Source organism: Thauera butanivorans, assembly GCF_048398245.1.
Classification (GTDB): domain Bacteria; phylum Pseudomonadota; class Gammaproteobacteria; order Burkholderiales; family Rhodocyclaceae; genus Thauera; species Thauera butanivorans.
This window is the reverse complement of record NZ_CP183038.1, coordinates 1,448,202-1,460,885: the sequence shown is the minus strand read 5'-3', so window position 1 is coordinate 1,460,885 and position 12,684 is coordinate 1,448,202. Positions and strand designations below refer to the sequence as shown.

Sequence of the window (12,684 nt, the reverse complement as noted above, 5' to 3'; positions counted from 1 at the left end):
CCCGTCCTTGCAGCACCGCATGGTTCAGTCAGAAATCTCCCCAGCGCGCCTGCAGTACCGCCAGCGCCGCCAGTCCCGCGGTTTCGGTCCGCAGCACCCGCGGCCCCAGCGTCATCCGCCGCACGCCTGCCGCATCGCAGGCGGCAAGCTCGCCCTCGGTCCAGCCGCCTTCGGGGCCGACCAGCACATGCACGACGCCCTCCGGCCGCTCGCCTGCCGGCAAGCCGTCGCCGCCGCCCGGCGCCAGCACCCAGGCAGCCTGCCCGCGCGCGGCAGCGAGCCATTGCAGCAGCGGCTGGATCGGCGCCACTTCCGGAATGCGGTTGCGCCCGCTCTGCTCGCAGGCGGACACCGCCACCTGCTGCCAGTGTGCGCGCCGCTTGTCCGCGCGCTCGCCCGCCAGGCGCAGCACCGAACGCTCGGCCTGCACCGGCTGGATCGCCGCCACCCCCAGTTCCACCGCCTTCTGCACCACCCAGTCCATCTTGTCGCCTGCCGCCAGCGCCTGCACCAGCACCGCACGCAAGGGAGATTCGCGATCGAACGGGCGCCGCTCGCCGAGCACGGCAAAACCGGCCTTGCCGCGCACCGCCAGGCGGGCCTCGACTTCGCCGCCTTCGCCGTCGAACAGCACCAGCGGCTCGCCGTCGCGCAGGCGCAGCACGCGCAGCGCGTGATGGGCGAGATCGTCGGGCAGCGCGACTTCGCCGCCATCGGGCAGGCGGCCCGGGAAATGGAAACGTGAAATCATCGTAAGATTATAGGCCTCGCATCAAGCAGCCGACCGGCCAGGAGCCCGCATGCCCACCGCAGCCCAACGCCTCGCCCGTGCCAGAGCCCTCGAATCGCTGGTACGCGACATCGCGCGCGACGAAATCCTGCCCCGCTACCTGAAGTCGGCGCGCAACCGCAAGCCGGACGGCTCGCTGTTCACCGAAGCCGACCTGGCCTCGCAGCGCTGCTTCAGCGAAGCCTTGCCGAAGTTCCTCGCCGGCGAGGTGCTCGGCGAGGAAATGACCGCCACCGAACAGGCCCACCTGTGGAACGAAGGCGGGCGCGGCCTGTGGTGCATCGACCCGATCGACGGCACGACCAACTTCGCCAACGGCATTCCGCTGTTCGCCGTGTCGATCGCCTACCTGATCGAGCACGAACCGGTGCTGGGCGTGGTCTATAACCCGATCACCGACGAATCCTTCTATGCCGCGCGCGGCGCCGGCGCCTTTCTCAACGGCACCGAACTGCCGCTGCGCGAAGGTGCGTCCAGCCTGCGCGATGCGGTGGCCGGCGTCGACTTCAAGCGCATCAGCCACCACCTGGGCGACGAACTGGCGGTGCGCCCGCCCTATTACTCGCAGCGCAACTTCGGCTCCAGCGCGCTGGAATGGTGTTTCGTCGCCGCCGGCCGGCTGGACGTCTACCTGCATGGCGGCCAGATGCTGTGGGACTACGCCGCCGGCCGGCTGATCCTGGCCGAAGCGGGCGGCGTGGCCGAAGCGCTGGACGGCGGCTCGCTGATGTCCGGCCCGGCGCTGAAGCGCGGCGTCATCGCCGCCGTCAATCCGGGGTTGTTCAGCGAATGGTCGGCCTGGGTGAAGACACGATCCTGAGCGCACGAGACGGCCGTCCAGCACCTCGCAGAACGGCCCGCTCCACGATCTATCCTGCGTTGCTGCGCCGCAATATACTGCACGCCACGCATTTTTCCGTGCAGCACGGAGACCACCATGTCCATGAAGCACCCGATCATCGCCGTCACCGGTTCCTCCGGCGCAGGCACCACGACGGTGAAGCACACTTTCGAAGCCATCTTCGACCGTGAACACGTCAATGCCGCGATCGTCGAAGGCGACAGCTTCCATCGCTACACGCGGGCGGAGATGAAGGCGCGGATCGAGGAAGCCGAGCGCGCCGGAGAGCGCGGCATCAGCCATTTCGGCCCCGAAGCCAACATGTTCTCCGACCTGGAAAGCCTGTTCCGCGCCTACGGCGAAGCCGCCACCGGCCGCCGCCGGCACTACATCCACAACGAGGCGCAATCCATGCGCTGGAACCTGCCGATGGGCACCTTCACCGAATGGGAAGACCTGCCGGTCGGCACCGACTGCCTGTTCTACGAAGGCCTGCACGGCGCCGTCGTCACCGACGATGTCGACGTCTCGCGCCATGTCGATCTGCTGATCGGCGTGGTACCGACGATCAACCTCGAATGGATCCAGAAGCTGCACCGCGACACCCGGATCCGCGGCTATTCGGCCGACGCGGTGCAGGACACCATTCTGCGCCGCATGCACGACTACGTGCATTACATCGTGCCGCAGTTCGCCCGCACCCACATCAACTTCCAGCGCGTGCCGATCGTCGACACCTCGAACCCCTTCATCGCCCGCGACGTGCCGACGCAGGATGAATCGATGGTGGTGATCCGCTTCAAGGACCCGCGCGGGGTGGATTTCCCCTATCTGCTGAACATGATCCCCAACGCCTTCATGAGCCGCGCCAACACCATCGTCGTTCCCGGCGGCAAGCTCGACCTGGCGATGCAGCTGATCCTGACACCGCTGATCTGGAAGCTGATGGAGCGGCGCCGGCAGTCGGTATGAGCGCTGCGGCAATACCCGCAACGGAGCGCCGGACAGGCTCATACGCCATTGCGGCATTGGCATCGGCAAGGGCTTTTAAGGGATAATTGCGGTTTTTCCGATAGCGGCCTCCGGCCCGAGAACACAGCATGCAGTCGACCCGCAACGTCAAGCTCCCGGTCTTCAACCCCGTTACCGGCGCGATCCGCGCCCTGGCGATGGACGCCGTGCAACAGGCCAACTCCGGCCATCCCGGCGCGCCGATGGGCATGGCCGAGATCGCCGAAGTGCTGTGGCGCCACCACCTGAAGCACAACCCGGCCAATCCCAAGTGGGCCGACCGCGACCGCTTCGTGCTGTCCAACGGCCACGGCTCGATGCTGATCTACGCGCTGCTGCACCTCACCGGCTACGACCTGCCGATCGACGAGCTCAAGCGTTTCCGCCAACTGCACAGCAAGACCCCCGGCCACCCCGAATACGGCTACGCCCCCGGCATCGAGACCACCACCGGCCCGCTCGGCCAGGGCATCACCAACGCGGTCGGCATGGCGCTGGCCGAAAAGCTGCTCGCTGCCGACTTCAACCGCCCCGGCCATGAAGTGGTCGATCACCATACCTGGGCCTTCCTCGGCGACGGCTGCCTGATGGAAGGCATCTCGCACGAAGCCTGCTCGCTGGCCGGCACCTGGGGCCTGGGCAAGCTGATCGCCTTCTACGACGACAACAACATCTCGATCGACGGCCACGTCGATGGCTGGTTCACCGACGACACTCCCAAGCGCTTCGAAGCCTACGGCTGGCAGGTGATCCGCGACGTGCAGGGCCACGACCCGGCCGCCATCGAAGCCGCGATCCAGCAGGCCAAGGGCAACACCACGCAGCCCACGCTGATCTGCTGCAAGACCGTGATCGGCGCCGGCGCACCCAACAAGCAGGGCAGCCACGACGTGCACGGCGCCCCGCTCGGTGCCGCCGAAATCGAGGCCGCGCGCGCCCACATCGGCTGGACCCACCCGCCGTTCGAGATCCCGGCCGAGGTCTACGCCGCCTGGGACGCCCGCGCCAAGGGCGCCGAAGCCGAAGCGCAGTGGAACGCCCGCTTCGCCGCCTACCGCGCCGCCCACCCCGAGCTCGCCGCCGAATTCGAGCGCCGCATGGCCGGCGAACTGCCCTCCGACTGGGACGCCCACGTCGCCGCCGTGCTCGCCAAGGTGACCGACAAGGCCGAAACCATCGCCACCCGCAAGGCCAGCCAGAACAGCATCGAAGCCTACGCGCCCAAGCTGCCCGAACTGCTCGGCGGCTCGGCCGACCTGGCGGGCTCCAACCTCACGCTATGGTCGGGCGCCAAGGGCGTGAGCCGCGACGGCGGCGGCAACTACGTGTATTACGGCGTGCGCGAATTCGGCATGGCCGCGATCGCCAACGGCGTCAGCCTGCACGGCGGCCTGATCCCCTACACCGCCACCTTCCTGATGTTCAGCGAATATGCGCGCAACGCCCTGCGCATGGCGGCGCTGATGAAGATCCGCCAGATCTTCGTGTTCACCCACGATTCGATCGGCCTCGGCGAGGACGGCCCCACCCACCAGCCGGTCGAGCAGATCGCCACGCTGCGGCTGATCCCCAACATGGACGTCTGGCGCCCCTGCGACACCACCGAATCGGCCGTCGCCTGGGCAAGCGCCATCGAACGCAGCACCGGCCCCAGCAGCCTGTGCTTCTCGCGCCAGAACCTGCCTTTCCAGCCCCGCAGCGCCGGGCAGGTGGCCGACATCCGCCGCGGCGGCTACGTCCTGGCCGAAGCGGATGGCGCGGCCCGTGCCGTCATCCTCGCCACCGGCTCCGAAGTCGCGCTGGCGCTGGCTGCCCAGCGGCAACTGGCCGAAGAAGGCATCGCCGTCCGCGTGGTGTCGATGCCGAGCACCAACGTCTTCGACCGCCAGGACGAGGCGTACAAGGCCGACGTGCTGCCCAAGGGCCTGCCGCGCGTGGCGGTCGAGGCCGGCGTCAGCGACGGCTGGCGCAAGTACGTGGGCCTGGAAGGCGAAGTCGTCGGCATCGACCGTTTCGGCGAATCCGCCCCCGCCGGCGAGCTGTTCAAGTATTTCGGCATCACCACCGAGGCCGTCGTGGCCGCGGTCAGGAAAGCGCTCGCCTGATGCGAGCGATCGGTTTCGTATATCCATGAAGAGGGAGAAGCATCGATGAGCATCAAGGTCGCCATCAACGGTTTCGGTCGTATCGGTCGCTGCACGCTGCGCGCCATCTACGAGCAGGGACTGCAGAACGAATTCGAAGTGGTCGCCATCAACGCTTCCGGCGATCTGGCCACCAATGCCCACCTGTTGAAGTACGACACCACCCACGGCCGCTTCGCCACCTCGGTCGAGACCGAAGGCGAGAACGTCATCATCATCGACGGCAAGAAGATCCCCTTCTACTCCACCAAGGACCCGAAGGGCGTCAACTGGGGCAGCCACGGCGTGGACGTGCTGCTGGAATGCACCGGCGCCTACACCACCAAGGCCAAGGCCCAGGCCCTGCTCGACCAGGGTGCCCGCCGCGTGCTGATCTCGGCGCCGGGCGGCGACGACGTGGACACCACCATCGTCATGGGCGTCAATGAAGACGCGCTGAAGGCCGGCATGACCGTCGTCTCCAACGCCTCGTGCACCACCAACTGCCTGGCCCCGGTGGCCAAGATCCTGGCCGACAGCGTGGGCATCAAGCAGGGCCTGATGACCACCATCCACGCCTATACCAACGACCAGGTCACCGTCGACGTCCGCCACAAGGACCTGCGCCGCGCCCGCGCCGCCGCCGCCAACATCATCCCGACCAAGACCGGCGCCGCCAAGGCCGTCGGCCTGGTGCTGCCGCAACTGGCCGGCAAGGTCGACGGCTTCGCCCTGCGCGTGCCGACGATCAACGTCTCGCTGGTCGATCTGACCTTCACCGCCGAGCGCGCCACCACCAAGGAAGAGATCAACGAGCTGATGAGAGCCGCGGCCAACGGCCCGCTGAAGGGCATCCTGGCGGTCAACACCGAGCCGCTGGTGTCTTCCGACTTCAACCACACCACCGTCTCCTCCACCTTCGACGCCACCCAGACCCGCGTCATCAAGGGCGAGGACGGCTCGGTGCTGGTCAAGGTGCTGGCCTGGTACGACAACGAGTGGGGCTATTCCTGCCGCATGCTCGACGCCGCCCGCGCCTTCGTCGCCGCAAAGTAAGCCGCGGCCCGCAAGGGCAAGCGCAAAAAAGCCCGCCCGGCTTCGGCCCGGCGGGCTTTTTCATGGCTAGACAGACTCTTCAAACTCTCATGCATTCAGCACACCCCAAAAACATGAGAAGCAAACTCCGTAGATGCATGCACATCGTAATCACACCATGCGGACATGTCTGCCAAATTCCGCACACCTCAGCCTCCGTCCCAAGGCGCCTCACTGCGCGACGTGCTGGCCTACTGGGTGTGCCTGCATCGGGTGGAAAAAGGCTGGCCGCAGGAACGGCTGGCGCTGGAGAGCGAGCTGGACCGCACCTATGTTTCTGCGGTGGAGCGTTCGCGCTGGAACGTTTCACTGCAGAACATCGAGCGCCTGGCCGCGGCGCTGGAGGTTGAAGCCTGGACGCTGCTGTATCCGCCGGGCGGGGGCACGGAACACAAGCATGGTTTTCCCTCTGGCGCAGACGACATTGACATATAATCCCACCTGCCATGCAAACGGGATTGCGCGATGCCGCCGGCCAGCCACGACCAGAACTTCAAGAACCTCATCCTCGACTACCCGCGCCAGGCACTGGCCTTCTTCGCCGCCAGCGAAGCGCTGGACATCGATGCATCGGTGCGCATCACGCCGGTCCGCCAGGAGCAACTGAAAAGTCGCCTCGGCGACCGCTTCCGCGAACTCGACGTGCCGCTGCTCGTCGAGTGGCCCGATGGCCGGCGCGAGGCGCTGCTGTTCATCGTCGAGGAACAGAGCGATCCAGCCCGTTTCTCCATCCACCGGCTCGGCCACTACTGCCTCGATCTGGCCGAGCTGTGCAGGACCGACCGCGTCGTGCCGGTCGTCATCTTCCTGCACGGCAGCAGCACCATCCGCCAGTGCCTGGAGCTGGGCAGCGAGCGCTTCGCCTTTCTGTCCTTCAGCTACCTGTTCTGCATTCTCGACGAACTGCCCGCCGAGCAGTACCAGGACAGCGACAACATCGTCGCCCGCCTGAACCTGCCCAACATGGCCTACCCGCGCGAGCGCATCATCGATGTCTGCGCCTGGGCCTTCCGCGGCCTGCTGAACCTCGAACCGGATCCGGAAAAACGCCTCAAATACATGGACTTCATCGACATCTACAGCAGGCTCGACGATAATGAGCGACTGCTTTTTGCCCAGCACTACCCGCAGGAGGACCAGACCATGATGACCTGGAGCGAACGCATGCGCAGCGAAGGCATGCAGAAGGGGATTCAACAGGGCATCCTGCAAGGTATGGAACGCGGTCTGCAGCAAGGCGAACTTACCGTGCTGACCCGCCTGCTCACCCGCCGCTTCGGCCCGCTCGACGCCGCGACCCGAGAGCGCCTGCAAAACGCCACCCCGGCCGAACTCGAACACTGGGCCGACAACATCCTCGATGCGCAAACGCTGGAGGATGTGTTCGGCCAGGGCTGAAGCCGGCGCAAAACCGCCGAACGCCCTGCGTGGGAATTACCCGATCAACTCTGCGGTAAAATCCCGCCGTTCTGCCCTGACCTGCCCTTCCGTGCTCGGTTCGCCCTTCAATCCGCCACTCGCGCATCGGCCGTGGCTTGCCGCGCACGCCATGCCATCGGGCCTGGTGTCGTGCCGTGCTGCTTTCCGGGCAATCACTGGCGAGCCGGTGGGGCTGACGATTGCAACGACACCCAGGAAACCATCATGAAAGTGAAGAAGCTCAACGAACTCGACGTGCGCGGCAAGAAGGTCTTCATCCGCGCCGACCTCAACGTGCCGCAGGACGAAGCCGGCAACATCACCGAGGACACCCGCATCCGCGCCTCCATCCCGTCGATCCAGTACTGCCTGGACAAGGGCGCGGCGGTGATGGTCACCTCCCACCTCGGCCGCCCGACCGAAGGCACGGTCGGCCCCGACGACACCCTGGCGCCGGTCGCCGTGCGCCTGGGCCAGTTGCTGAACAAGCCGGTCAAGCTGATTGCCGACTGGGTCGACGGCGACTTCACGGTCAAGCCGGGCGAAGTCGTGCTGCTGGAGAACTGCCGCTGCAACAAGGGCGAGAAGAAGGACAACGAAGAGCTGGCGAAGAAGATGGCCGCGCTGTGCGACATCTACGTCAACGACGCCTTCGGCACCGCCCACCGCGCCGAAGCCACCACCCACGGCATCGCCCGCTTCGCCCCGGTGGCCTGCGCCGGCATGCTGATGGGCGCCGAGATCGACGCGCTCAGCAAGGCCCTTCACGAACCGAAGCGACCGCTGGTCGCGATCGTCGGCGGCGCCAAGGTGTCCACCAAGCTGACCATCCTGAAGACCCTGGCGGCCAAGGTCGACCAGCTCATCGTCGGCGGCGGCATCGCCAACACCTTCCTGCTCGCCGCCGGCAAGCGCATCGGCGAATCGCTGGCCGAGCCGGAGATGGTGCGCGAGGCCCAGCAGGTCATGGACATCATGAAGGAACGCGGCGCCGAAGTGCCGCTGCCGGTGGATGTGGTGGTGGCCGACGAGGTTTCCGCGCTGGCGCGTGCGAACCGCATCCCGGTGGATGAGGTCGGCCCGCACGACCGCATCCTCGACTTCGGCCCGAAGTCCTCGGCCAAGCTCGCCGACATCATCGCCCACGCCGGCACCATCGTCTGGAACGGCCCGGTCGGCGTCTTCGAATACGCCCAGTTCGCCGGCGGCACCAAGATGATGGCTTCGGCCATCGCCCACTCCGAAGCCTTCTCGATCGCCGGCGGCGGCGATACCCTGGCGGCCATCGCCAAGTTCAACATCGCCGACGACGTGGGTTACATCTCGACCGGCGGCGGCGCCTTCCTCGAATTCCTCGAAGGCAAGACCCTGCCGGCGATCGCCGCGCTGGAAGCACGCTACGCCGACTGAAAGGCATCTGCGTTCCCGCACGATCGGGATAGGGGCGGCCAGCTTACCCGGCCGACCCCTCCCACACCACCCGGCATGCGGGTCCGCACCGGGCGGTTCGAGTCGTTGAGGTTATGAGAGCCGAGGGACGCCGAGTCGGTCGAAGTAAGCGACAGGCATCGCGCGGTTCAATCGCATGCGGCTGTTACGCCACCAGCACCGACTGTTCGCCGCCACCTTGCGGGCATCCTCTTCCGAGGCGCCCATCGCTTTCAACTCCCGGTACATCGTCGTACCCCGACGCCAGTGCTTGAGCTGCACCGCACGCAGCCGGTGTCTTATCCACTTGTCGAGTTTGCGGAACACCTTGGGTGTCTGCGCAAGCTGGAAGTACGTCTTCCAGCCCGGCATGTAGGCCCGCAGCCGTTCGGCAATCTCGGTCAGGTTGCGCCCACCCGAGCGACGCGTGAATTGCCGGATGCGTTGCTTGAAGGTCTTGAGCGCCTTGTCGGCCACCCTGCACTTGACCTGTCCGCCCGGGCCGTACCAGAAGGCGTAGCCCAGAAACTTGCGGCCCGAGGCCGGCGCAACGGCCGTCTTGGCGTCATTGACCTTCAGGTGAAGTCGTTCGTAGAGCTTGGTCAGGCCCGCCAGCACCCGTTCGCCTGCGCGACCACTGCGTACATATACATTGCAGTCGTCGGCATAGCGAACGAAACGGTGGCCCCGTCGCTCCAGTTCCCGATCCACCTCGTCAAGCAGCACATTGGCCAGCAGCGGCGACAGTGGGCCGCCTTGCGGCGTCCCCTCGTAGCGCGCCATGGCCACGCCGCCATCCATGATCCCGGCCACGAGGTAACGACGGATCAGCCGCAGCACGGCCTTGTCCTCGATTCGCCTCGACAACCGTTCCATCAGGATGTCGTGATTGACTCGATCGAAGAATTTCTCCAGATCCACATCGACCACCACCCGGTAACCGTCCTGCACGTAGCGCTGTGCATCGAGCACCGCGTCGTGGGCACGGCGTCCCGGCCGGAAGCCGTAGCTGTGTTCAGAGAACGTTGGATCAATCCTGGGCTGCAAGACTTGCAGCAGGGCTTGCTGGATCAGCCGATCCGTCACCGTCGGAATCCCCAATTCGCGCACCCCACCATCGGGCTTCGGGATCTGGACACGGCGCACCGGCAGGGGCCGGTAGCTGCCATCCAGCAAGGATTCCCGAATCCGGGGCCAGTGCGCTCTCAGTTGCTCCGCCGTCTCGGTGATCGACAACCCATCCACCCCAGCACTGCCGCGATTGGATTTGACGCGTTTCCACGCCGCCTCCATGTTCGCGCTCGCGAGCACCTGCGCAAGCAGGTCATCTCGCCCCGGGCTTCCAGTTCCATGCCGCGCCGTCCGTGCTTCATCACGCACTGCTTCGGACGCGGCTTCACCGAGCCCTCCCGCATTGCGCCCCGGCTCCCCGAGCTTCTGATGCACTTCACGTCCGAGCAACACGGCCTTCGGCCCTCCTACTCGTTCGGCCCTTCGCCCCAAACCAGCGGCTACTACGGCCTCTGCTGACTTCTCGCTCCGGTTAAGCGCCGTCGCCCTTTCAGGCACAAGGCGAGACCTCCCCAGGTAAGAACGCACTCCTTCGCTGCACAACCGCCGGATCTACGCCACTTCGCCTTGATCACGAGAGCTTCGCGATTACGTGCTCGCTCGCCCTGCTCCGCAGCGCCTTCTATCCGATTCTTGTCCATCGGCTCGCAGCTTATGCTCCACGCTTCCTCCCCACGCTCGGTCACCCTCACGCAGTTGCGCTTCACTTCGTTCGCTGTGATCAACTTACGGCGGGACTTGCACCCGCAGGAGGGCGCCCATGCTGGGCGCACACGAAAAGGGGCGCCGCGCGGCGCCCCTTTCTCGTTACCGGGCCAGAACGGATTCAGGGTATCGGGTGCAGCATCAGGTCGGTCTTGCGCCGGCCGGGCGTGCTTCTCCGGTCCTGCCGGGCATCGACGAACTGCATGCGCCGAGCAAGGATGTAAGGGTCCCGGCGATTGTGGTGGCGGCGGTCCTCATGGTGCTGATAGATGCACTCGCAACGGCTGCTTTCACAGTCCGCCAGCGGCAGGTGCGGAGCATGCGCGGCCAGGAAGCACTGCCCCGTCAGCTTGCGCACCGCCTCGCAGCCGTCCCCGCGGACTTCGAGCACCACGCAATGATATGGATGTTTCGGCATCTCCTTACGCGCTGGCGCCGGTGGCGCCCGCCGCTGCAGCAGCAGCCAGCCGGCCAGCACGCCGGCGATCAGGGCGAGCACGACTGCAAATTCCATGATCCTTCCCCAGGCTTGTGCGCCGACTTCCAGTCTAGTCACCGAAAACTGGATTTTCCATTCCGGCGGCGATGCCATCGCACAGGACGGAAGCCCCGCAGCAGCAGCCGTCGCCCGACTCCGGTTTAGAATGCACGGCAATGCCGCAGTTCGCAGGAACACGCCTCCGGGAGCCCCCATGCCACGCCACACCAAGATCGTTGCCACCCTCGGCCCTGCCTCGTCCGATCTCGAAGTATTGCAGCGCATGGTCGGCGCCGGCGTCGACGTCGTGCGCATGAACTTTTCCCACGGCACCGCCGAGGCCCACATCGCCCGCGCCGAAGCCGTCCGCCAGGCTGCGGCGCTCGTCGGCCGCCCGGTCGGCATCCTGGCCGATTTGCAGGGCCCCAAGATCCGCATCGGCCGGTTCGCCGAAGGCCGCATCACGCTGGAACGCGATGCGGCCTTCATCCTCGATGCCCGTTGCGAGCTCGGCAATGCGCAGCGCGTGGGACTGGACTACAAGGACCTGCCCAAGGATGTCAAAGCGGGCGACGTGCTGCTGCTCGACGACGGCCGGCTCAAGCTCGGCGTGCAGCGTGTGGCCGGCCACGAGATCCACACCATCGTCAGGGTGGGCGGCGAACTGTCGAACAACAAGGGCATCAACCGCCAGGGCGGCGGCCTGACCGCGCCGGCACTGACGGCCAAGGACATGGACGACATCCGCACCGCGGCGCAGATCGGCGTCGATTTCGTCGCCGTGTCCTTCCCCAAGAGCGCGGCCGACATGTACATGGCGCGCCAGCTGATGCGCGCCGCGGGCGGCGGCGACGCGCTGCTGATTGCCAAGATCGAGCGCAGCGAAGCCGTGGCCAACCTCGACGGGATCCTCGACGCCTCCGACGGCATCATGGTCGCGCGCGGCGACCTCGCGGTCGAAGTCGGCGATGCCGCCGTGCCGGCACTGCAGAAGCGGATGCTGCGCGCGGCACGCGACCGCAACAAACTCACGATCACCGCGACGCAGATGATGGAATCGATGATCACCAGCCCGGTGCCGACCCGCGCCGAGGTGTCGGACGTCGCCAATGCGGTACTCGACGGCACCGATGCGGTGATGCTGTCGGCCGAGACCGCCTCGGGCCGCTTCCCGGTCGAAGTCGTCGAGGCGATGAGCCGGGTCTGCCTGGAGGCGGAGAAGTCGGGCGAGGTCACGCTCGACCGCGAAGTGCTGGATCGCGTGTTCACCCGCATCGACCAGTCGATCGCGATGGCGGCGATGTGGACCGCCTACCACCTGAAGGTCAAGGCCATCGCCTCGCTGACGCAGACCGGCTCGACCGCACTGTGGATGAGCCGGCTGAACTGCGGCGTGCCGATCTACGCGCTCACCCCCGAAGTCGGCGCCCGCAACCAGATGACACTGTACCGCGAGGTCTATCCGCTGCTGATGAGCCAGACCCACCAGGACCGCGACGTGCTGCTGTGGGAGGCCGAGCAGATCCTGCTCGAACAGGGCGTGGTCGACTACGGCGACCTGATCGTGCTGACGATCGGCGAGCCCATCGGCGCCGCGGGCGGCACCAACACGCTCAAGATCGTGCGCGTCGGCGACCATCCCGCCGCGGGAGCCTCGGCGCCACAGGATTTGTAACACCATGGCATGCCGAAGCCATCGCCCGCACGCAACGCATCATCGGCT

Annotated in this window: 11 protein-coding genes; 8 read left to right on the top strand and 3 right to left on the bottom strand. The window is 66.5% G+C overall.

Annotated elements, in window-relative coordinates; translation table 11 throughout:
• Positions 1–28: 28 nt before the first annotated feature.
• Entirely contained in the window at positions 29–751 is a 723-nt protein-coding gene (locus ACNQFN_RS07025; RefSeq protein ID WP_068635570.1) for a 16S rRNA (uracil(1498)-N(3))-methyltransferase, read from the bottom strand.
• 49 nt (positions 752–800) lie between these two features.
• Here ACNQFN_RS07025 and ACNQFN_RS07020 point away from each other — a divergent pair, with 49 nt between their 5' ends.
• From ACNQFN_RS07020 to ACNQFN_RS06990, 7 genes are all read left to right on the top strand, one after another.
• Entirely contained in the window at positions 801–1,610 is an 810-nt protein-coding gene (locus ACNQFN_RS07020) for an inositol monophosphatase family protein (protein WP_418648372.1), read from the top strand.
• Between the two features lie 117 nt (positions 1,611–1,727).
• Positions 1,728–2,603, top strand: a complete 876-nt coding sequence (locus tag ACNQFN_RS07015; protein ID WP_068635559.1) for a phosphoribulokinase — start codon at positions 1,728–1,730, stop codon at positions 2,601–2,603.
• A 128-nt stretch (positions 2,604–2,731) separates the two neighbouring features.
• Positions 2,732–4,747, top strand: a complete 2,016-nt coding sequence (gene tkt / locus ACNQFN_RS07010; RefSeq protein WP_068635558.1) for a transketolase — start codon at positions 2,732–2,734, stop codon at positions 4,745–4,747.
• A 45-nt stretch (positions 4,748–4,792) separates the two neighbouring features.
• A complete protein-coding gene (gene gap, locus ACNQFN_RS07005; RefSeq protein WP_418648371.1) occupies positions 4,793–5,821 on the top strand; it encodes a type I glyceraldehyde-3-phosphate dehydrogenase in 1,029 nt (342 codons plus the stop codon).
• Between the two features lie 165 nt (positions 5,822–5,986).
• Positions 5,987–6,295 (top strand): helix-turn-helix domain-containing protein, encoded by a 309-nt coding sequence (locus ACNQFN_RS07000; protein ID WP_418648370.1) that lies wholly within the window; start codon positions 5,987–5,989, stop codon positions 6,293–6,295.
• A gap of 30 nt (positions 6,296–6,325) precedes the next feature.
• Positions 6,326–7,258, top strand: a complete 933-nt coding sequence (locus ACNQFN_RS06995) for a DUF4351 domain-containing protein (RefSeq protein WP_068635555.1) — start codon at positions 6,326–6,328, stop codon at positions 7,256–7,258.
• Between the two features lie 246 nt (positions 7,259–7,504).
• Entirely contained in the window at positions 7,505–8,689 is a 1,185-nt protein-coding gene (locus ACNQFN_RS06990) for a phosphoglycerate kinase (protein ID WP_068635554.1), read from the top strand.
• A 111-nt stretch (positions 8,690–8,800) separates the two neighbouring features.
• Here ACNQFN_RS06990 and ltrA read toward each other — a convergent pair whose 3' ends face one another.
• Positions 8,801–10,171 (bottom strand): group II intron reverse transcriptase/maturase, encoded by a 1,371-nt coding sequence (gene ltrA, locus ACNQFN_RS06985; protein ID WP_418646661.1) that lies wholly within the window; start codon positions 10,169–10,171, stop codon positions 8,801–8,803.
• 433 nt (positions 10,172–10,604) lie between these two features.
• Positions 10,605–10,997, bottom strand: coding sequence for a hypothetical protein (locus ACNQFN_RS06980; protein WP_068635553.1), 393 nt, complete (start codon positions 10,995–10,997; stop codon positions 10,605–10,607).
• 178 nt (positions 10,998–11,175) lie between these two features.
• On the opposite strand from ACNQFN_RS06980, the gene pyk reads away from it, so the two are divergent.
• On the top strand, positions 11,176–12,636 hold the full coding sequence (pyk, locus tag ACNQFN_RS06975) for a pyruvate kinase (RefSeq protein WP_068635552.1): 1,461 nt from the start codon (positions 11,176–11,178) through the stop codon (positions 12,634–12,636).
• Positions 12,637–12,684 lie beyond the last annotated feature (48 nt).

Excerpts from the sequence above, each read along its gene's own strand:
- ACNQFN_RS06995 (WP_068635555.1), top strand. The coding sequence starts at position 6,326 with ATGCCGCCGGCCAGCCACGACCAGAACTTCAAGAACCTCATCCTCGAC.
- ACNQFN_RS07020 (WP_418648372.1), top strand. The coding sequence starts at position 801 with ATGCCCACCGCAGCCCAACGCCTCGCCCGTGCCAGAGCCCTCGAATCG.
- ACNQFN_RS06980 (WP_068635553.1), bottom strand. The coding sequence starts at position 10,997 with ATGGAATTTGCAGTCGTGCTCGCCCTGATCGCCGGCGTGCTGGCCGGC.
- ACNQFN_RS06990 (WP_068635554.1), top strand. The coding sequence starts at position 7,505 with ATGAAAGTGAAGAAGCTCAACGAACTCGACGTGCGCGGCAAGAAGGTC.
- gap (WP_418648371.1), top strand. The coding sequence starts at position 4,793 with ATGAGCATCAAGGTCGCCATCAACGGTTTCGGTCGTATCGGTCGCTGC.
- ACNQFN_RS07025 (WP_068635570.1), bottom strand. The coding sequence starts at position 751 with ATGATTTCACGTTTCCATTTCCCGGGCCGCCTGCCCGATGGCGGCGAA.
- tkt (WP_068635558.1), top strand. The coding sequence starts at position 2,732 with ATGCAGTCGACCCGCAACGTCAAGCTCCCGGTCTTCAACCCCGTTACC.
- ACNQFN_RS07000 (WP_418648370.1), top strand. The coding sequence starts at position 5,987 with ATGTCTGCCAAATTCCGCACACCTCAGCCTCCGTCCCAAGGCGCCTCA.
- ACNQFN_RS07015 (WP_068635559.1), top strand. The coding sequence starts at position 1,728 with ATGTCCATGAAGCACCCGATCATCGCCGTCACCGGTTCCTCCGGCGCA.
- pyk (WP_068635552.1), top strand. The coding sequence starts at position 11,176 with ATGCCACGCCACACCAAGATCGTTGCCACCCTCGGCCCTGCCTCGTCC.